The organism is Pseudonocardia sp. (assembly GCF_035305885.1).
Classification (GTDB): Bacteria; Actinomycetota; Actinomycetes; order Mycobacteriales; family Pseudonocardiaceae; genus Pseudonocardia.
Genome location: NZ_DATGOP010000152.1, coordinates 43,521 through 63,961, shown reverse-complemented (window position 1 = coordinate 63,961; position 20,441 = coordinate 43,521). Strand labels below are relative to the sequence as shown.

Annotated in this window: 15 protein-coding genes; 8 read left to right on the top strand and 7 right to left on the bottom strand. The window is 74.5% G+C overall.

The window, feature by feature from the left end; all coding sequences use genetic code 11:
* Positions 1-45: 45 nt before the first annotated feature.
* Both VKZ81_RS34005 and VKZ81_RS34000 read left to right on the top strand, forming a co-directional pair.
* Positions 46-1,494: an APC family permease gene (locus VKZ81_RS34005; RefSeq protein WP_324245870.1), complete on the top strand. Its 1,449-nt coding sequence runs from the start codon at positions 46-48 to the stop codon at positions 1,492-1,494.
* Positions 1,491-2,243 carry an IclR family transcriptional regulator gene (locus VKZ81_RS34000; RefSeq protein WP_324245869.1) on the top strand — a complete coding sequence of 251 codons (753 nt, stop codon included), beginning with the start codon at positions 1,491-1,493 and terminating at the stop codon, positions 2,241-2,243. Before VKZ81_RS34005 ends, VKZ81_RS34000 begins: the two co-directional genes overlap by 4 nt.
* Positions 2,244-2,249: 6 nt before the next feature.
* On the opposite strand, the gene VKZ81_RS33995 is transcribed toward VKZ81_RS34000, so the two are convergent.
* Positions 2,250-3,806, bottom strand: coding sequence for an ABC transporter substrate-binding protein (locus tag VKZ81_RS33995; protein ID WP_324245868.1), 1,557 nt, complete (start codon positions 3,804-3,806; stop codon positions 2,250-2,252).
* A 10-nt stretch (positions 3,807-3,816) separates the two neighbouring features.
* Positions 3,817-5,775 carry a hypothetical protein gene (locus VKZ81_RS33990; RefSeq protein ID WP_324245867.1) on the bottom strand — a complete coding sequence of 653 codons (1,959 nt, stop codon included), beginning with the start codon at positions 5,773-5,775 and terminating at the stop codon, positions 3,817-3,819.
* A gap of 238 nt (positions 5,776-6,013) precedes the next feature.
* On the opposite strand from VKZ81_RS33990, the gene VKZ81_RS33985 reads away from it, so the two are divergent.
* Complete coding sequence (locus VKZ81_RS33985) at positions 6,014-7,240, top strand: MFS transporter (RefSeq protein WP_324245866.1); 1,227 nt, start codon at positions 6,014-6,016, stop codon at positions 7,238-7,240.
* Here VKZ81_RS33985 and VKZ81_RS33980 read toward each other — a convergent pair.
* The 5 genes from VKZ81_RS33980 to VKZ81_RS33960 form a co-directional block, all read right to left on the bottom strand.
* Positions 7,218-10,013, bottom strand: a complete 2,796-nt coding sequence (locus VKZ81_RS33980; RefSeq protein ID WP_324245865.1) for a glycoside hydrolase family 78 protein — start codon at positions 10,011-10,013, stop codon at positions 7,218-7,220. The two genes, VKZ81_RS33985 and VKZ81_RS33980, sit on opposite strands and share 23 nt — an antisense overlap.
* 22 nt (positions 10,014-10,035) lie before the next feature.
* A complete protein-coding gene (locus VKZ81_RS33975) occupies positions 10,036-10,863 on the bottom strand; it encodes a carbohydrate ABC transporter permease (protein WP_324245864.1) in 828 nt (275 codons plus the stop codon).
* Complete coding sequence (locus tag VKZ81_RS33970; protein ID WP_324245863.1) at positions 10,860-11,786, bottom strand: carbohydrate ABC transporter permease; 927 nt, start codon at positions 11,784-11,786, stop codon at positions 10,860-10,862. The genes VKZ81_RS33975 and VKZ81_RS33970 overlap by 4 nt, the downstream gene beginning before the upstream one ends.
* The gene (locus VKZ81_RS33965) at positions 11,786-13,111 is read right to left on the bottom strand and encodes an ABC transporter substrate-binding protein (RefSeq protein WP_324245862.1); all 1,326 of its coding nucleotides are present in this window, start codon (positions 13,109-13,111) and stop codon (positions 11,786-11,788) included. The genes VKZ81_RS33970 and VKZ81_RS33965 overlap by 1 nt, the downstream gene beginning before the upstream one ends.
* 128 nt (positions 13,112-13,239) lie before the next feature.
* Positions 13,240-13,674, bottom strand: a complete 435-nt coding sequence (locus VKZ81_RS33960; protein ID WP_324245861.1) for a TIGR03668 family PPOX class F420-dependent oxidoreductase — start codon at positions 13,672-13,674, stop codon at positions 13,240-13,242.
* 47 nt (positions 13,675-13,721) lie between these two features.
* On the opposite strand from VKZ81_RS33960, the gene VKZ81_RS33955 reads away from it, so the two are divergent.
* From VKZ81_RS33955 to VKZ81_RS33935, 5 genes are all read left to right on the top strand, one after another.
* On the top strand, positions 13,722-14,438 hold the full coding sequence (locus VKZ81_RS33955; protein ID WP_324245860.1) for an MBL fold metallo-hydrolase: 717 nt from the start codon (positions 13,722-13,724) through the stop codon (positions 14,436-14,438).
* A 125-nt stretch (positions 14,439-14,563) separates the two neighbouring features.
* Complete coding sequence (locus tag VKZ81_RS33950) at positions 14,564-14,992, top strand: Hsp20/alpha crystallin family protein (RefSeq protein WP_324245859.1); 429 nt, start codon at positions 14,564-14,566, stop codon at positions 14,990-14,992.
* 283 nt (positions 14,993-15,275) lie between these two features.
* Positions 15,276-18,401 (top strand): DEAD/DEAH box helicase, encoded by a 3,126-nt coding sequence (locus VKZ81_RS33945; RefSeq protein ID WP_324245858.1) that lies wholly within the window; start codon positions 15,276-15,278, stop codon positions 18,399-18,401.
* Complete coding sequence (locus tag VKZ81_RS33940; RefSeq protein ID WP_324245857.1) at positions 18,394-19,209, top strand: SWIM zinc finger family protein; 816 nt, start codon at positions 18,394-18,396, stop codon at positions 19,207-19,209. The genes VKZ81_RS33945 and VKZ81_RS33940 overlap by 8 nt, the downstream gene beginning before the upstream one ends.
* A 9-nt stretch (positions 19,210-19,218) precedes the next feature.
* On the top strand, positions 19,219-20,424 hold the full coding sequence (locus tag VKZ81_RS33935) for a trans-sulfuration enzyme family protein (RefSeq protein ID WP_324245856.1): 1,206 nt from the start codon (positions 19,219-19,221) through the stop codon (positions 20,422-20,424).
* Positions 20,425-20,441: the final 17 nt, after the last annotated feature.

Below are 20,441 nucleotides of genomic sequence, written 5' to 3'. Positions count from 1 at the left end.
GCGGCCGCGATCGACGGGTTAGCGTCCCGACCGTCGGAGGTGGACATGCGGAACGGGGCTCTGGCGCGGCTGCGGCACCGCTCCCCGGTGCACGGTCTCGACCGGCGCAACCTCCGCCCGGTCGAGGTGCTCGCGCAGTCGGTGTCCACGGCGGCGCCTGCCGCCGGGATGGCCACGGTGCCCGCGATCGTCGCGACCACGGCGGGCACGGCGACGGTCTGGTCGTTCGCGCTCGCCACCGCGGTCGCGCTCGCGGTCGGCGCCTGCATCGCGACGTTCACCCGGCGGATGGCGGCGGCGGGGTCGCTGTACAGCCTCACCGCGAAGGGCCTCGGGCCGGGCGCCGCGTTCGCGTGCGGGGCGGCGCTCGTGGCCGGCTACGCGGTGCTGCTCATGGCGGCGCTCGCCGGGGCGGCGCTCTACACGGGCGCGTTCCTCACCCGGGTGGGGCTCGCCGCGCCGCCCGCGGTGGGGACCGCCGCGGTGCTCGTGCTCGCCGCGCTCACCGGTGGCCTCGTGCTGCGCGGCGTGCGGGTGTCGGCGCGCATCGTGCTCGCGATCGAGGCCGTCTCGATCACGGTGATGCTCGTGATCTTCGGGGTGCTGTTGGCCGGGCCGTCGACCCCGCCCCCGGCGCCTGCCGAGACGCCGAGCTGGAGCCTCGTCGGGGTCGCGGCCGGGGTGCTGCCCGCGCTGGGGGCGTTCATCGGCTTCGAGGCGGCCACCACGCTCGGGGTCGAGGCGCGCAGGCCGTTCGCGTCCGTGCCGCGGGCGGTGCTGGGCACGGCCGGGCTCGTCGGGCTGCTGTCGCTGCTCGCCGCGCACACGCAGGTGGTCGGGTTCGCGGGCGCGCTGGGCGGCCAGCCCGAGCCGGTCGTCACGCTCGCGGCGGCGCACGGCACGCCGTGGCTCGCCGTCCTGCTCGACCTCGGCATCACCACCTCGTTCGTCGCCTGCACCCTGGCCACGGCGAACGCGCTGGTCCGCGTGCTGTTCTCGATGGCGCGCGACCGGATCGTGCCGCGGCGCATCGGCGCGACCCACCCCCGCTACCGCACCCCGCACGTCGCGATCGCCGTGGCCGTCCCCGTCGGCGCCGCCGTGCCGGCCGCGCTGTTCGCGGCGGGGCTGCCCGGGCTCACCGTCCTGCGCGGGCTGCTCAGCGTCGCGACCGCCGGCTACCTGGTCGCCTACCTGCTCGTGGCGCTGGCCGCGCCGCTGTTCCTGCGCCGCATCGGCGAGCTCACGCCCGGTCCGGTCGTGGTGGCGGCGGTGGCGGTGCCGGTGCTCGCGGTGGTCTGCGGCGCGTTCGTGGTCTCGGCGGCGGGCGGGCCGGTCCCGGTGGTCCTGGCCGCGCTGGTGCTCGCCGCGCTCGCCTGGTACGCGGCGCTGCGCATCGCGCGGCCGGACGAGCTCGCCGGCATCGGCGTCTACGACGAGCCGTCGGCGGCCGATGTGCACGTGGTGAGCGGACCGGTCGGGCGGGCCTCGTGAGCGGCCTCGACCCGCTCCCGCTGTCCGGCCGCCAGCCCCGCGCGGTGCGCAGCGCGCTGGCCGTGCTGGAGGAGGTGGTCGCCGCGGGCCCCGGGGTCACCGCGAAGGAGATCTCGGCCGCGCTCAAGCTCCCGCAGGCCACCACCTACCGGCTGCTCAACCTGCTCGTGGCCGAGGAGTACCTGGTCCGGCTGCCCGACCTGCGCGGCTTCGCCCTCGGCAGGCGCGCCGCGCGCCTGTCGCTGCCGGTCGTCACCACCCCGCCCACGGCGGCACGGGCGGTCGTCGACCACCTGCGCGGGCTCGTCCGCTGGGGCGTGCACCTCGCGTCGTTCACCGCCGGGCAGGTCACGCTGGTCGACACCGACCCCGACCACCCGCCCGCCGAGCCCACGCTCATCGCCCGCTACCCGCACGCCTCGGCGCTGGGGAAACTGCTGCTCGCGGCCCAGCCGGACTGGCGCGCGGTGGCCCGCGACCTGCGCCGGTTCACCGAGCACACGGTCGTCGACGCGAGCGCGCTCGACCGGCAGCTGTCGACGTTCGCCGCCACCGGGATCGCCCGCCAGTGCGGCGAGCTGCGCCCGGACCGGGGCTGCCTCGCCGTGCCCGTCCGCGCGCCGGGCACCGGCGAACTCGTCGCCGGGCTCGCGCTCGCCGGGCCGCCGCAGCGGGTCGCGGAGCCGAACGACGAGCTCGTCGCACTGCTGCGCGAGCACGCCGACCGGCTGAGCCCGTTGCTCGCCTGACCCGGATCAGCAGGGCGCCGTCCCCGGGCGGCACGGCGCGCCCGTCGGCGAGCCGAGCTGCAGGAACCGGGTGGAGCCGTCGGGCAGGATCTCCATGATCGGCACGGCCTTGGCGACGGTGCTGCCCGCCGCCTCGAGCGAGATCCAGCCGCTCGCCCCCGCCACCGCCTGCGGCCCGTGCAGCCGCTTGAACTCCTGGACCACCGCCTCCGGCGTGGCGACCGAGCCGTCGGGCTGCCGGATCGCGGTGACCGCGGTCAACACCGCGTCGTAGGCCATGATCGCGTAGCCGTCGTCGAGGCTCTGGCCGGGGAACAGGACCGGGAAGCACTCCTCGCAGCCGTCGGTCAGGTACTGGGCGGTGCCGGGCGCGAAGGCGTCGGGGGCGGCCTGCCAGGCCGCGGGGTGCGCGAGCGCGGTGTAGACCACCGACGCGTTGGCCCGCAGCCCCTCGCGCAGCCCGGGCTCGTCGCGGGCCACCGCCTCGGCGAGGCTGGCTCCGTCGTCGCCGGTGACCACCCGGACCGGGTGGTCGAGGCAGGTCCGCCGCGGCAGCGCGGCGACGAACGGCGCCAGCTCCGCGGCGCGGCCGGCGAACACCACGACGTCCGGGCGGCTCTGGCAGACGTGGACCAGGATGTCGTCCATGGTGTTGGCCGCACTGGCGCCGCCGATGTAGGTCTCGTCGGGTGCCACGATCCGGTGCCCCTCGTCGGGGTAGCTGGCGCGGAACCCGTCGCCGAGGCTCGCGGCGTAGCGGTCCTCCCGGTCGCTGTTCTGCACGATCAGCGCGCTGGAGGTGGACGGTTTGAGGAACGCGGCCAACGCGGCGGCCTCGTCGGACGTGGTGGGCGCGACCCGGGCCAGCGAGGTGTCCGCCGCGGTCGGGGCGGAGGTGACCTGCTCGGCGGTCAGGTGCGAGACCAGCACCGGCACCTTCGCCTCGACCAGCTGGTCGATCACACCGATCAGCGGGTCGAGGGACTTCCCGCTGACCGCGACGGCCATCAGCCTCTCCTCGGTGAAGTCGTCGGTCGCCATCGCGATCAGCCTGCGGACCGGCTCGGGGGCCGGGTCCGACGAGTCGCCGACGTTGGCGATCAGCAGGCGGATCAGCGGGCGGTCGCCGAGCGTGGTCGTGCGGTTCGCCTGGCGTTGGGCCACGGCCGCCCCCATGACGTCGGCGCCCAGCCGGACGGCGTAGTCGTCCTCCACGCCGGGCGGCGGGATGGGCACCAGGTAGGCGACCGTGACGACGTCCCTGCCCTGCGGGTCGGCGGCGATGCGGGCGTTCTCCTCGCCGATGAGGGCCAACGCCTCGGCGGTCCCGGGACCGAACACGGGACCGTGCGAGCCGTCGGTGATGCCGACGCAGCTGCCGTCGGCACGGGCGATGTCCGCGGCGCAGTAGCGCCACTCCCGGTAGCCCCACACCCCGAGCGCGACCAGCGCCACCACCAGGACGAGCGCCAGGACGCCCCGCAGCAGGGGCCGCAGCGCCCGCCACCACCCGAACAGCCCGTGCAGCGGGCGCGTCCGGCGCTGTGGGTGAACCCCGGTCATCCTCTCCCCCTCACCGTCGGTGCCACCGGTCCCAGCAGGCCGCGAAGTCCCCGCTCTTCTCCAGCAGGTACGCCCGCCCGGTGCGGGCGCTGCGCGACAGGTCGCCCAGCTCGGCGGTGACCACCCCGCACATGTCGTGCGCCGGGTCACCGAGCGGGTCGCTGTGCAGCTGCAGCGCCGCCACCAGCGCCGAGCTCACCGCCCCGTCCCGCTCCGGGACGGAGGAGGCCAGCTCGGTGTGGTGGGACGTCGCGTCTACCGCCCGGTCGGGCCGCGCCAACGGCGCGGCGGTGACCCGCAGGAGCACGTCGTAGAACTCCCGCGGGTCCTCCGGGTCGAACACCTCCGACAGCGCGGCGGCGACCGCGTCGATCCGGCCGAGGGCGAGCTCGTGGTAGAGCCGCGTCACCTCGTTGCCGCGTTCGGCGGCCGCGTCGCGCAGCAGCGTGTGCGCGCTCGTCCAGTCCAGCCCGGCGACGCCGCCCCGCCGCGCGAGCCGGTGGGCGATGGCGCGCCGCGCGAACGGGTGCAGCCGGGGCGGATCGGCCCGGCCGTCGGCGACCCGGTGGGTGACCCACAGATCGCGCTCCCGGAACTCGGTGATCAACCGGCCGATGCGCTGGTTCTCGGCGGCGAGGATCGGGGCGATGCCCGCGTCGGACAGGTCGACGGCGACCCCCATGAGCGCCAGCGGGCGGCGCAGGTCCTCGGTCCAGGGCCCGAGCACGAGGTCGAGCACCGCCTCGTCGAGCGGCGTGCCGGTGGCGTCGGGCCAGGAGAACAGGCGGCGCAGGTCCACCGTGCCGTCCGCCGCCTCGCGGGCGCTTTCGACGGCACGCAGGACCAGGTCCATGCCGGCCGGGTGGGCCGCGGTCAGCCGGCGGGCGAACGCGACCACCGGGTACTCGGCGGGCAGCAGCCCGTGCCGGTCGGCATACGCCCGCACCTGGGGCTCCCGCGGGCCGGCGGTGGCCTCCACGTCGTCGACCGGGTCGACCCAGACCGGGTAGAAGCGGCTGCCCTCGCGCGCCGGGCGCTGCCGCGACCACCGTTCCCACGACGCGCCGGTCAGGTCGTCCGGCTGCCACAGCGCCGGGTGCTTCGCGGCCTCGTCCGGGAAGCGCCGGTGCGACGCGGCGACGACCAGCAGCGGCCCCGAGCCGTCCCGCTGGTCGGCGAGCATGCGGATGAAGCGGGCCGCCGGTCCGGTCGCCACGTTGTCGAAGAGGACCAGCGCGCTGCGGTGGCGCTCGTACACCGGGCCGGCGCCGCCGGCGAACTCGCTGCGCAGGTCGGCGACGAACGCGCGGCAGAGCACCTCGTCGACGAACTCGTGCGCGCCCTGGAACTCCCGGACCGACAGCTCGACCAGCGCGTCCGCGCCGTCGGACACGGGGTGGCCGAGCCCTTGCTCGTACCACCGCAGGCCCGCGCCGCGCAGCAGGGCGAGGGTCCGCCCGGCCTCCATCACGCCGTCGACGAGCATCCCGACCGCGTCGGCGCGCTCGGCGGTGAGCCCGGCCAGGGACGCGATGGCGCTGGCGGAGCGGCGCAGCCACTCCCGTCCCTCCCGCCGGTTGCGCAGGTACCGCCGCAGCAGCTCCCGCCGGGCCGCCGTGGCGTCGGGCGCCGACTCGGGGTCGAGCGGGTTGCGCACGGCCAGCACGCCGAGGAAGAAGCGCGGGAAGCGGGCCCGGCCGAACAGCGCGACGTGCTGCCCCAGCTGGAACGCCAGGCGGTTGGCCACCTCGTGCGGGCGCAGGTCGGGCAGGAGCTCGCCGTCGAGGTGGGCGCGCGGCGCCCGCCAGTCGGCGGCCCGGTGCAGGTGCGTGAGCAGCTCCGACGACGCCGAACCACGCGCCCCCCAGAGCACCACGATGGGCAGGTCGTCGGGGTCCCTTCCGGGGCGGTCCCGGTTGGCGAGGTCGGTGGCGAGCTCGATCAGCGCTGACGCAGGATCGCCGGGCAACTGCCACCCCCTGGGCACCGTGGACGGTCCGTGAGCGGGACACCACAAGATCGAGTGACGCCGAGAATACGCACGACCACGTCCGGTAGCGCCACCCGGAGCGGCGCACCTATACGTGATCGAAACCTTCCTGGCGCCGCCGTCCCCGACGCGGAGCGCCACCCGATCGCGTGGTCCGGCTGTCTGTCCACTCACCTCCGCGTGACGCGGCGGTCGCGGGGCGGGAGCATGGACCCACGTGACCGCTGCCCGCCCGACGCCCCAGCCCACCACCGGCCCCCGGACGGCGTCGGCGGCGCTGCTCGTCACCGCGATCCTGCTGCTCGCGCTGAACCTGCGCGGGCCGCTCGTGGCCGTCTCGGCCGTGGTCGACCCGATCCGCGCCGACCTGGGCATCGACGCGGCCACGGCCGGCCTGCTGACCAGCCTCCCGGTGCTGTGCTTCGGGCTCGCCACGCCGCTGGCCTCGGCGCTGCTGGCGCGGGCGGGGCTCTTCCGGGGCGTGCTCATCTCGCTCGGCGTGCTGCTCGCCGGCATCGTCGTGCGCTCGCTCGACGGGCTGCCCGCGGCGATCGCCGGCACGCTGCTGCTCGGGTTCGCGATCACCGCGGGCAACGTCGCCGTCCCGGTGGTGATCGGGCGCGATCTCGCCCGGCACTCGGGTGCGGTTCTCGGCGCCTACACGGCGGCGCTGAACGTCGGGTCGATGCTCACGCTGTCGCTGACGGCGCCGATCGCGGGCGCCACCGGGTGGCGCGTCGCGCTCGCGAGCTGGGGCGCGCTGGTCGTCGTGTCCGCCGTGGTCTGGTGGTGGGCCACCCGGCGCCGCCCCGGCCCCCGGCCCGAGCCCGCCCCGGCCGCGGAAGCGGGCACCCGGGTGGCCTGGTGGCGGCGGCCGGTGGCGTGGGTCCTCACGATCGCGTTCGCCGGGCAGGCCTTCTCCTACTACGGCGTGACCGCGTGGCTGCCGGAGCTGTTCGCCGACGAGCTCGGGATGCCGGCGGTCACCGCGGGCGCGGCGGCGTCGGTGTTCCAGATCGCCGCGCTCGGCGGCGCGTTCGGGGTGCCGGTGCTCCTGCGCTGCACCAGCGCCCGCGCCACCGTCTTCGTCGTCTGCGCCGCCTGGACGGCCATCCCGCTCGGGCTGCTGCTCGCGCCCGCGGCCTGGACGGCGTGGTGCATCGTCGGCGGGTTCGCCCAGGGGGGCGGCCTGGTCGTGATCTTCTCGCTGGTCGTGCGGGTCGCCAGGGACGCGGCCGAGAGCAGGCAGTTCTCCGCGCTCGTGCAGGGCGGCGGCTACACGGTGGCCGCCACCGCCCCGCCCGTGCTGGGGGCCGTCCACGCCGCCACCGGCGGCTGGACCGCGCCGCTGCTGGTCGTGCTCGCCGCCATCGGCGTGCTCGCGGTGGCGGGCGGCGTCGCGGCGGGCGCGCGGGCGGGCGCTACCCGGCCCGCCGCCGGCTGATCTCCTCCAGCGCCGCGCGCACGTCCTCGCGGATCTCCGCGGTCATCCGGTCCAGGCCGTGGCCGAGCGACATGCCCGGCAGCCACCGGGTCTCGTCGAGGAACGACCGCACCTTCGCCGCATCGCGGGCGCGGATCGCGCCGATGACCGCGGTGTAGGCCTCCACGTCGTCGACGACCTCCGACAGGGGCGTGTCGAGCGAGACCGGCCCCGGCGCGCCGTCGGTCGACGGCGCGGCCACCTCCCACCGGTGGGTGCCGGAGCCGACCGACAGCGACTCCTCGGCGCCGGGCAGGTGCACCGTCGCGGTCGTGTTGGCCGGCACCACCGCGTCGACGACGATCGTGTCGCCGCGCCGCTCCCAGCCCACCTCCGCGCGCCCGTAGGGCGTCTCGTGCGCGGTGCGCGCCCGGTCGAGGCCGGGCAGCGGGTGCGGGGCGATCGCGAGCTCGCGGTAGCCGGGGGCGGCCGGGGCGAGGCCGGCGACGACCCGGTGCAGCCAGTCGGCGATCGCGCCGAACGCGTAGTGGTTGAACGAGGTCATCTGGCCCGGGTTGACCGTGCCGTCGGGCAGCATGCTGTCCCAGCGCTCCCAGACCGTGGTGGCGCCCATCGTCACCGGGTAGAGCCAGGACGGGCACTCGGTCTGCAGCAGCAGCCGGGCGGCGGCGTCGAGGTGCCCGGTGTCGGTGAGCGCGTCCTGCACGATCGGGGTGCCGACGAACCCGGTGGCCACCCGGTACCCGGCGACGCGGACCAGCTCGGCGAGCCGCTGTCCCATCACCCGCCGGTCCTCCGGCTCGGTGACGATCCCGTAGACCAGCGCCATCGCGTACGCGGTCTGGGTGTCGGACATCATCCGGCCCGCCGGGGTGACGTACTCGCGCAGGAACGCCGCCCGCACCTCCTCGGCCACCTTCCGGTAGTGGGCGGCGTCGTCGTCGCGGCCGAGCAGCGCGGCGGCGCGGGCGAGCAGGTCGGTGGAGCGGAACAGGTGCGCGCTCGCGACGAGGTCCCGGTCGGTGGTGGCGTCGCCGGGCCGCTCCGGCGGGGCGGCGGGGTCGAGCCAGTCGCCGAACTGGAACCCGCCCTCCCACAGCAGCCTCGGGCCGGCGCGGCGCAGCAGCACCTCCACCCAGTCGCGCATGCTGTCGTACTGCGCGGCGAGCACGCCGAGGTCGCCGAAGCGCTCGTGCAGCACGTGCGGGACCACGGTGGCGGCGTCGCCCCACGCCGCGGCCGGGGTCGCGGCGCGCTCGAGGACGTTCGGGACGATGAACGGCACCACGCCGTCTTGGACGCGCTGTTCGAGCGCGAGGTCGGTGAGCCAGGAGGCGAGGAAGCCGTCGCTGTCGAACAGGTAGCAGGCGGTGGGCGAGAAGACCTGGATGTCGCCGGTCCAGCCGAGCCGCTCGTCGCGCTGCGGGCAGTCGGTGGGCACGTGCAGGAAGTTGCCCCGCATCCCCCACACCACGTTCTCGTGCAGCCGGTTGACCAGCTCCGAGGAGCAGTCGAACCAGCCGGTGCGCCGCATGTCGGAGTGGACCACGACCGCGACGACGGCGGACGGGTCCAGCTCACCCGGCCAGCCGTCGACCTGCACGTAGCGGAACCCGTGGAACGTCGAGCGCGGCTCCCAGGTCTCGGGGCCGCCGCCGGCGAGGACGATGCGGTCGGTGGCCTCGGCCCGGCGCAGCGGGCGGGTGCACAACTCCCCGTGCTCGAGGACCTCGGCGTGGCGCAGCACGATCTCCTGGCCGCGCTCGCCGCTCACCGTGATCCGCAGCCAGCCGACGACGTTCTGCCCGAAGTCGCAGACGGTCGCGCCGCTCGGGGTGGTGATCACCTCGCGGACCGGCACCTCCTCGATCCGCCGCGCGCCGGGGGCGGTGCGGGGCTCGGGCACGACGTCGGTCTCGTCCACCCGCACCGGCGCCCAGCCGGAGTCGTCGAAGCCGGGCTCGGACCACCCGGGCAGCGCGCGCCGCGCGTCGTAGCGCTCCCCGGCGTAGATCCCGCCCGCGACGACGGGCCCGTCCCCGGTGGCGCGCCAGCCCGGACCGCTCGCCACGGTGGCGGTGCGCCCGTCGGCGTACTCGATCACCAGCTGGACGGCGACCGCGGGCTGCGGCCCGTAGTGCAGCTCCGCCTCCCGGAAGCCGAACCGCTCGCAGTACCAGCCGCCGGTGAGCCACACGCCAACGGCGTTCTCGCCGTCGGCCAGCAGCGCGGTGACGTCGGTGGTCTCGTGCAGCAGCCGCTGCTCGTACGGGGTCCAGCCGGGCTTGAGCACCTCGTCGTCGACCTCACGGCCGTTGATCTCGACCTGGTAGACGCCGTGCGCGGTGGCGTAGAGGGTGGCGCGGCGCACCGGGCCGTCCACGGTGAACCCACCGCGGACGAGCGCGGGCTGCCCCTCGAACGCGGGGTCGGCGAGGCCGACCAGCTGCGCGCGCCAGCCGCCCTCGGGCAGGAACCCGGCGACGATCTCGTGCGGTTCGCTCCAGTCGGAGGTGAGGCCGTCCTCGCCGGTGACGCGCACCCGCACGGTGTGGCGGCTGCCGGCCTCCAGCGGCTCGAACGGCCAGTCCACGAGCACCGAGTCGCGGCCGGGCAGCCGGGCGGTGCGGTCACCGTCCAGCTCGACCTCGGCGCCGGCCTGGAGCCAGCCGGGGGTGTCCGACTCGGTCACCCACGTCAGCCGGGGGCGCGGCGTGGCGACGGTGGTCCGGTCGGTGGCGTACTCGGCGGTGATCCGCACGACGGACGGCACGGGTTCTCCCTCGGGGGTCTTTTCAGCCCTTGATGGCGCCGGCGGTCATCCCGGCGACGATCTGGCGGTTGAAGAACAGGAACATCACCAGCGGCGGGATGGTGATGAGCAGGATGTTGGTGAACAGCAGGTTGTACTGGGTCTCGTACTGGCTCTGGAAGTTGTAGAGCGTGAGCTGCACGGTGGCGTTGTGCTCGCCGGGCAGGAAGTACAGCGGGTGGGTGAAGTCGTTGAACACCACCACCGACTGCACGACGATCACCGTGACCGCCACCGGGCGCAGCAGCGGGAACACGACGCGGAAGAACAGCCGCAGCGGGCCGGCGCCGTCGATGATCGCCGCCTCGTCCAGCTCACGGGGCACCGTGGCGATGAACGCCCGGAACAGCAGGATCGAGAACGACAGCCCGTAGGCGACCTCGACGAGGATCAGCCCCGGCATGGTCCGGAACAGCCCCAGCCCCTGCAGCACCCAGATGGTGGGCACCACCGCGGGCGGGATGATCAACCCGGACAGCACGAGGAAGTTGATGAAGCCCGACCAGCGGGTGGCGCGGCGCTGCAGCACGAACCCGACCATCGCCGCGAGGACCACCATCAGCGCGACGCTCGTGACCGTGAGGATAGTGCTGTTGATGAAGGCGATGATCAGGATGTAGTCCCGCGCCTGGAGGGCCTCCCGCAGGTTGTCCAGCAGCGCGATCTGCGACGGCCAGGTGAACTCCAGCTGGCCCGCCTCCTGTTGGTCCTTCATCGCCGTGAGGACGATGAAGAGGAACGGGACGATGAACACGACGGCGAACACGACGATCGCCGCCGTGCCGAGCCAGTAGCGGGTCGCGGTCCTCACAGCTCCACCTCCTTGCGGTTGAGGAACCGCGAGAGCGGCAGGACGATCGCGGTGACCAGGACGAACAGCAGGACGTTCCCGGCGGTGGACAGGCCGTAGAAGCCGGCCTGGTACTGCTTGTAGATCACCGACGCGATGACGTCGGAGGTGAAGCCGGGCCCGCCGCGGGTCATCGCCCAGATCAGGTCGAACGACCGCAGGCCGCCGATCAGCGACAGGATGATCACGGTGACGGTGGCGGGCCGGGCCAGCGGGAGCAGCACGTGCCGGAACTGGTGCAGCGGCCCGGCGCCGTCGACGCGCGCGGCCTCGAAGTACTCCTGCGGGATCGACACGATCCCGGCCATGTAGATGACGGTGGCGAGCCCGACCCCCTTCCACACGTCGACCAGCGCGACCGACAGCAGCGCGAGCGACGGGTCGGTGAGCCACCCCGGCCCCGGGATCCCGATGGCGGCGAGCGCCTCGTTGATCGGCCCCCCGAACGGGTCCATCAGCACCTGGAAGGTGATCCCGACGCCGATCGTGCTGACCAGCACCGGGAAGAACACCACGGAACGCAGGAACCCGCGGGCGATGATCTGCGAGGTCAGCAGCACGCCGAACAGCAGCCCGAGCACGACCTTGAGGCCCGAGGTCACGACCCCGTAGATGATCGTGTTGGTCAACCCGGTGACCAGGGCCGGTTCCCGGAAGAACTGGACGAAGTTCTCCAGCCCGATGAACTCGAACTCGAACAGGCTCCAGCGGGTGAGGCTGAAGTAGAACGAGGCGAACGTCGGGACCAGGAAGAAGATCGTGTAGAGGATCGCGGCCGGCAGGTAGAACCAGGTGGGGTATGGGCTGCGCGGCCGACGACCGGCCGGCGGGGCGGCCGCCGCCCCCGGCGGGGCGGCGGCGCTCGTCGTGGTCGTGAGGGTCACTAGTCCCACCCGGGCAGCCCGAGCTGCAGCGCCTGCTTGCGGACGTCCTCGTCGTAGAGGGCGGCGCCGTCGACGGCGGAGCGGATGCCGGAGCCGACCTCGACGGTGATCTGCTCGAGCGCCGGGCCCTTGATCGGGGACAGGAACTCGAGCGCCGGGCTGTAGGCCCCGGCGTCGTAGTAGGTCTGGAAGTCCTTGGTGGCGGGCAGGACGTCGGCGGGCAGCGTGCACCCGTCCACCGCGTACGGGCCGGTGGGCATGGAGCCCGCCGCCTGTGCGGCGCAGCCGGCGGGGCTCGCGATGAACGCCAGGAGCCGCTTGGCCGCCTCGAGCTCGGCGCCCTCGGTGGTCTTCGGGATGTACACGCCGTCGGGCGACCAGACCGTGAGCCCGTTCCGCGCGGGGTCGTCGCCCGGGATCGGGAAGATGCCGATGTCGGTGGCGCCCTCGGGCGAGGCGACGGCCAGCGCCGAGATGCCGTTGGACAGCATCGGGTAGTGCGCGCCCTCGCCGTCGCCGAGCTTGCGCATCCCCTCCTCCATCTTGGCGGTGGGGAAGTCCTCGTTGTAGTAGCCGAGGTCGTGCAGCTCCTGCAGGTGCTGCCAGCCCTTCAGCGCGGCCGGGGAGGTCGCGAACTTGGCCTCGCCGGCGGTGTAGCGCTCGGCGAAGTCGGGTTCGGCGGCGGCGACGTTGTGGAAGTCGCCGAGCACGAACAGCTGCGAGGTGTAGGTGTCGCCGTAGGTCTGGATGACCGGGTCGATGCCCGCCGCCTTGATCGCGGTGTTGTTGGCCATGAACTCGTCCCACGTGCGCGGGACCTCGAGGCCGAGGTCGGCGTAGATGCGCTTGTTGTAGAGGACCGCGCCGGTGAGCTGCGGGCCGAAGGGAGCGCCGTAGACCTGGTCGCCGACCGACACGACCCGCTTGAAGTTCTCCTCGAGCGCGCCGACCCACGGCTGGTCGGTGACCGGCGTGAGGTTCTGCTCGGGGCCGATGGCCTGGAACAGCGAGCCGGAGTTGTAGAGGAACACCTCGCTCATGTCGCCGGTGGCGAGCCGGGTCTTGACGATGTTGTCGCCCTCCGACCCGCCGGGACGGGTCTCGACCTCCACGGTGATGTCCGGGTTCTGCTGCATGAACGCCTCGGCCAACGCCTCGGCGGCGCTCACGGTGCTCTGGTTGCTGGAGACGAGGAAGGTCAGGAGGACCCCGTCGCCACTGCTGGAACCGAGGCTGCCGGCGCTGCAGCCGGCGAGGGCCATCGCGGCACCTGCCGCGAGCGCGATCGTCCGCGCGAGAAGACGCGGGGAGCTGTGCTTCCTCATCTGGACCTCTTTGTCGGACGGGAATTTAAACGTTTCAGACGTTGCGGCGACCCTAAGGGTGCATGTGACGTGCGTCAAGCCCCCGTGCGATCACCGGTGATCGCGGCGGCGGGTCGTGAAAGGTTTCATCACTGGTCGACGGGGCCGGCGGACCAGCCCGTCCAGCGGGTCGGCGTGACGACGAGGACCGGGCCCGCCGGCGGGGCCGCCGCGTACTGCGGGTACTTGGCGACGAGCGCCCGCACGGCCCGCTCGCGCAACGGCCCACCGGTGTGCACCGCGGCCGTGCCGTCCACCCGGACCCACCACAGCGTCGACCAGTCGTCGGCGTAGTGGTCCACGACGATCCCGACCCGCGGATCGCGCTCGACGTCGGCGAGGCGGGCGAGCCGGGTGGTCGTCTTCGGCTTGACCTCGTCCACCGCGGAGCAGATCACGTCGTCCAGCAGCGCGAACGTGATCGGCACCAGGCGCGGGGAGCCGTCGGGGCGCAGCGTCGCGAGCCGGGCCACGGGGGCGGTGGCGAGCCGGGACCGCTGCGCGGACGGGGGCAGAGCGGGCATCCCGCGCAGTCTGGCGCGGGCCCGCCGGGCGGCTACGCTCGGGTCGCATGGCCCCTCCCCCAGCGGTCGCCGTCGCGCCGGGTGTCTTCCGCATCCCGACCGTAGGCTCGTGGGCGGTCAACTCGTTCGCGCTGCTCGACGACGACGGGTCGGTCACGCTCGTCGACACCGGCGTCCAGCGGGCGCCCGCGCGGATCGTCGCCGGGCTGGCCGCGCTCGGCAAGCACCCCGCCGACGTGCAGCGCATCGTGCTCACCCACGCCCACCCCGACCACGCGGGCGGGGCGATGGACATGGCGGCCCGCACCGGCGCCCCGGTGGCCGTGCACGGCGAGGACGCCGGGTTCGTCGAGTCGGGGCAGGCCCCGCCCGGCGACCGCACCACCCTGGCGGGCCGGATCATCGCGCGGCTGCAGAACGGGCGGTTCCCGCCGGTGGCGGTCGGCGAGCGGCTCACCGACGGCCAGGTGCTCGACGTCGCGGGCGGGCTGCGCGTCGTGGCCACCCCCGGCCACACGCCCGGGCACATCTCGCTGCTGCACGAGCCCACCCGCACGCTGATCACCGGCGACGCGATCTTCAACGCGTTCGGCCTGCGCTACCCGCCCCGGTTCGTCTGCAGCGACTTCCGGATGACCAAGCGCACCGCGCACGTGCTGGGCGAGCTCGACTACGACCGGGTCGGCTTCACCCACGGCCCGGAGATCGTCGACGGCGCCCGCGAGGCGGTCCGCCGCTTCCTCGCCGCCTCGCGCCCGGCCTGAATCACACCCGCTGCTGCCGGTTTCCTGCCTCCCTGGGAACAGAAAGTCTGCAGTCGCCGTTGTAGATGACGGATCCGGCGGTCGGGGATGCCGGACCGGACGTGCAGGAAGGAGGCGATGAGCGGATGCTGATGCGCACCGACCCGTTCTACGAGCTGGAGAGGTTCACCCAGCAGGTCTTCGACCACTTCGGCGCGAACTCGCGCAGCGCGATGGCGCCGATGGAGGCCTACCGCGACGGTGACCAGTTCGTCGTCCACTTCGACCTGCCCGGCATCGACCCGGGTTCGATCGACCTGAGCGTCGAGCGTGACGTGCTCACGCTGAAGGCCGAGCGGACCCAGAAGCTGCCGGACGGCGTCGAGACGCTGGTCTCCGAGCGGCCCTACGGCTCGATCACGCGCCAGCTCTTCCTCGGGGAGGGCCTGGACACCGAGCGGATCGAGGCGAGCTACGACGCGGGCGTGCTGACGCTGCGGATCCCGGTGATGGAGCAGGCCAAGCCGCGCCGCATCGAGATCAACGCGAGCGCCCCGAAGGCGATCGCCGCCTGACGACCGCTCGCCCGGTCCGCACCCGCGGCCCGCCGGCCCCGCCGGCGGGCCTTTGCCTTGTCCGCGCTCCGCCGCGCCCTCGATGCCGCGGCCCGGCCCCAACCCTGTCGTGGGTTCGCGCATCCCGAGGGCACGTCACGGACCGCCGGCGGTGTGTGAAGCACATGTGGGAGTCGCCCCCCGAGGCACCGCCCGCCGGCGGCGCCGCGTACGACACAACCCACCTGCGGCCACGCCGCGCCCACCACCCCCGGTTGTCGGGGACCCTCCGTAGCCTGATCCCGTGCTCGCCGTCCACGCCCTCTGGTCCCCCGGCCGCGGGGTGCTGCTGTGGGCCGAGGACGGCGAACGTCCCGCGAGCACCTCGAGCCGGTCCTCGCGCGCCGCCCGGCCCCACCCGTTCGCGGCGCCGGTGTCCGCGCTGGCGGCGCTGCACCCGGGCAAGCCCGCCACCGCCACGCTGCTGCTCCCCTCCCGCCCCGGCGGGCCGCTCGCCTCGCCGGAGCTGGTGCGCAGCCGGGGCCGGTCCGCGCCGCCGCGCGGCGGGCCGGTGCTGCGCGCGTGGACGGTGCCCGCGCTGGTCGTCGACGCCGCCGAGCTGGAGGACCCGGCCGACGAGGCGCGCTACGGTGCGACGGTCGCCCACCTGCGCGCGGTGGCCGCGCTCGCCGCCGACCTCGCCGCCCGCGGCCGGGTGCTGCCCACGCTGCGGCGCCACGGCGGCCACGCCCACGCCCGGTGGCGGCCCGTGGTGCAGGGGCTCGACGCCGTCGCGTTCGACGCGCTCGTCGCCGCGCTGCCGCCGGTCGGGCGGGCGGAGGCGATCGCTCCCGACGCGGGGCCCGACCCGCACGAGCTGATGGCCGACGCGCTCGAGGCGCTCACCGACGCCGCGGTGCGCGACCGGCTCGCCCGCGCGCCGCAGCCGGTCGAGCTCCTCGCGCCCCGGCCCGCTGCCGGTCCCGCGGCGCCGCCCGCCGCGGAGGCCTGGCTCGCCGCCCTGCAGACCGCCGACGGGCGCCTCGACACCGCCGTCCCCGCTTCCGAACTGTCGGCGCTGGAGGAGGCCGTCGCCTCCTGGGACGAGTTCGGCGCGGACACCACCGGCGAGGGCAGGGCCTGCTTCCGGCTGTCGGAGGTCAGCACGCTGCACGACCCGTCCGACCCCGAGCCCGACCTGCTCGACCAGACCGGCGACGGCACGCGGTGGGTGCTGGAGTTCCTGCTGCAGTCCACGTCCGACCCGAGCCTGCTCGTGCCCGCCGAACAGGTGTGGGCGGGCGCCGCCGAGCGGCTGCTCGACTCGCCGCAGGAGCTGCTGCTCGCCGAGCTGGGGCGGGCGGCGCTCGTCTACCCGGCGCTGGCCAGGGCGCTGCGGCAGGCCCGGCCCGGCCGGCTCGACCTCACCGTCGACGACGCCCACGAGTTCCTCACCACCCGCGCCGCGATGCTCGTCGAGGCCGGGTTCGGGGTGCAGCTGCCCCGCGGGTGGGACGGCGCCCGCCGGGTGGGGCTCACCCTGTCGGCCCGCAGCACGCCGGCCGACCGGGTGCTCACCCGCAGCGGGCTGGGCCGCGAGCAGCTGGCGGAGTTCCGCTGGTCGATCTCGGTGGGCGACGAGGAGCTGTCGGAGGAGGAGATCAGCGACCTCGTCGCCACCAAGGCGCCGCTCGTGCGGCTGCGCGGCCGGTGGGTGAGCGTCGACGTCGAGCGCCTGCGCAAAGGGCTCGAATTCCTGCGCCGGGCCAACGCCCGCCGCGACACGGGCGCGCCCACCGCCGCCGAGCTGCTCGCGCTCGCCCAGCGCCACCCCGACGACCAGGGCCCGGAGGCGCCGCCGCTGCCCGTCACCGACATCCGCGCCGACGGGTGGATCGGCGAGCTGCTCGCGGGCACCGCGGAGCGGTCGATCACGCCGATCGAGCCACCGGAGGGCTTCCGCGCCCAGCTGCGCCCCTACCAGCAGCGCGGCGTGTCGTGGCTCGCGTTCCTGTCCGCGCTCGGGCTCGGCGCCTGCCTCGCCGACGACATGGGCCTGGGCAAGACGGTGCAGCTGCTCGCGCTGGAGGCCCACGAGCGCGCACGGGTTCCGCCCGACGAGCGCCGCCCCACGCTGCTGATCTGCCCGATGTCGCTCGTCGGCACCTGGCAGCGGGAGGCCGCCCGGTTCGCCCCCGACCTCCGCGTGCTCGCCCACCACGGGGCGGGCCGCGCCCACGGCGAGGAGCTGCTCGCCGCGGTGGACGCCGCCGACCTCGTCGTCACCACCTACGCCACGGCCGCCCGCGACGGCGATGACCTCGCCCAGGTGGAGTGGCGGCGGCTCGTGCTCGACGAGGCGCAGGCGGTGAAGAACAGCCGGTCCGGTCACGCGCGGGCGGTCCGCCGGTTCACCGCCGAACACCGCGTCGCGCTCACCGGCACCCCGGTGGAGAACCGGCTCTCCGAGCTGTGGTCGATCATGGACGTGCTCAACCCCGGCCTGCTGGGGTCCGTCGAGAGCTTCCGCGCCCGCTACGCCATCCCCGTCGAGCGCCACGGCAACGCCGACGCCGCGGCCCTGTTGCGCCGGGTCACCCGGCCGTACCTGCTGCGGCGGGTCAAGACCGACCCGGCGATCATCGACGACCTCCCGGAGAAGATCGAGATCACCCAGCACTACCGGCTCACCCGCGAGCAGGCGTCGCTCTACCGCACGGTCGTCGACGACATGATGGAGAAGATCGCAGACTCCGAGGGCATCGAGCGCCGGGGCAACGTGCTCGCCGCGATGGCCAAGCTCAAGCAGGTCTGCAACCACCCCGCGCACCTGCTGCACGACGGCTCGCCCATCGGGCACCGCTCCGGCAAGATCATCCGCCTGGAGGAGATCCTCGCCGAGATCCTGGCCGAGGGCGACCGGGTGCTCTGCTTCACCCAGTTCACCGAGTTCGGCCACATGCTCGTCCCGCACCTGTCGGCGCGCTTCGACACCGACGTCGCGTTCCTGCACGGCGGCACCCCGAAGAAGCGGCGCGACGAGATGGTCACCCGCTTCCAGTCCGGCGACGGCCCGCCGATCATGCTGCTGTCGCTCAAGGCGGGCGGCACCGGGCTCACGCTCACCGCGGCCAACCACGTGATCCACCTCGACCGCTGGTGGAACCCCGCCGTGGAGAACCAGGCCACCGACCGGGCCTTCCGCATCGGCCAGCGCCGCAACGTGCAGGTCCGCAAGTTCGTCTGCCCCGGCACCGTCGAGGAGCGCATCGACGAACTGATCACCAAGAAGAAGGCGCTGTCATCGATGGTCGTCGGCGACGGCGAGGGCTGGCTCACGGAGCTGTCCACCGACACGCTGCGCGAGCTGTTCACGCTCGGCGCGGAGGCCCTCCAGGAGGACACCGAGCAGGAGGGGGCCGATGCCTGACCCCGATCCGTTCTGGTGGCGCGACGCCGAACCCGCCCGGCCGCGCAAGGTCGAGGGCGGCATCCAGATCAACAACACCCGCGGCCCGGTGGCCCGCACCTGGTGGTCGCAGCGCTTCCTGTCGGTGCTCGAGTCGCTCGGCGTCGGCGGGCGGCTCTCGCGGGGGCGCACCTACGCCCGGGCGGGGCAGATCGTCTCCCTCGACGTCGACGTGGGCGGCGCCACCGCCCGCGTGCAGGGCACCCGGCCCCAGCCCTACCAGGTGCGCATCGGGGTGCCCGCGTTCGGCAAGGCGGAGTGGGGCGCGGTCGCCCAGGCGCTCGCCGAGGACGCCTCCTACGCCGCCGCCCTGCTCAACGGCGAGATGCCCCGCGACATCGAGCGGGTCTTCGCCGACGTCGGGCTCTCGCTGTTCCCGTCCGACGCCCGCGACCTGGCGATGGACTGCAGCTGCCCCGACTACGCCGTGCCCTGCAAGCACCTCGCCGCCGTCTGCTACGTGCTCGCCGAGCGCTTCGACGCCGACCCGTTCCAGATCCTCGCCATCCGCGGGCGGCACCGCGAGGCGCTGCTGGAGGAGCTGCGCACCCGCCGCGCCGCGGTCCCCGCACCGGCCCACGGCACGGACCTCGCGGAGGTCATGGACCGGTTCTGGGTGGCGGGCGAGCTGCCGGGCGCCCTCGCCGGGCCCCGCACCCCGCCCGACGCCCTGCTCGACCAGGTGCCGCGGTTCCCCATCGAGGTCCGCGGCCACGAGGTGAGGGAGTTGCTGCGCCCCGCCTACCGGGCGCTCGGGTCGGCGCTCTAGGAAGGGTTCGTGTCGAACTCCCCCCACCTCGCCACCCTCGCCGTGCACGCGGGCAACGCCGTCGACGCCGGGACCGGGGCGATCCGCAGGCCGCTCGTGATGGCCAACTCCTACGCCCTGCCCGAGGACCCGTCGGAGCTGTCCTGGTCGGGCACGGGAACGCCGCTCTACACCCGCAACGGCGGGGCCAACCAGAAGTGGCTGGAGGCCAAGCTCGCCGCGCTCGACGGCGGCACCACCGCGGTCGCGCTCGCCAGCGGGATGGCGGCCATCCACGCGGTGTTCTTCGCGGCGCTGCGCTCCGGCGACCACGTCGTCTCGTCCGACACCACCTACGTCGGCACCTACCGGCTGCTCACCGAGCTGCTGCCGGACAAGTACGGGATCACCGCCACGCTCGTCGACACCTCCGACCCGGAGGCCGTGGCCGCCGCGATCCGGCCGCAGACCCGGCTCGTGCACGTCGAGACCCCGGCCAACCCGACCACCCGCATCACCGACGTGGCGGCGGTCGCCGAGCTCGCCCACGCCGCGGGCGCGCTGCTGTCGGTGGACGCCACCTTCGCCACGCCGGTGCTGCAGCGCCCGCTCACGCTCGGCGCCGACGTGGTCGTGCACTCGCTCACGAAGTACATCAACGGCCACGGCGACGCGATGGGCGGCGCGGTCATCGGCGCGGGCGAGGCCGGCACGGCGCTGGTCGAGGCCGTGCGCGAGCAGGCGATGGTGAACGTCGGCGGCGCGATCAGCCCGTTCAACGCCTGGCTGATCATGCGCGGGTCGGTGACGCTGCCGATGCGGATGCGCACCCACTGCGCGAACGCGCAGGCCGTGGCCGAGTTCCTCGACCAGGACCCGCGCGTGGCCTACGTGGCCTATCCCGGGCTCCGGTCGCACCCGCAGCACGAGCTGGCCGCCCGCACCCTCGACGGCGGATTCGGCGGCATGCTCGCCTTCGCCGTCGAGGGCGACCCCGACACCCAGAACCGGTTCGTCGCGGCGCTGCGGGTGATCACATCGGCGGTGTCGCTCGGCCACGACGAGTCGCTCATCGTGCACGTGTCCGGCGACGACGAGCGCGCCCGCTTCTACCCGGAGGAGTTCCGCCGCTACGGGCACCTCCGGTTCTCGGTGGGCCTGGAGGACCCGCGCGACCTGGTCGCCGACCTCGACCAGGCCCTCACGGCCGCGGTCGGCCCGCGGCCACGGTCCTGACGCGTCCTAGTTCGCCG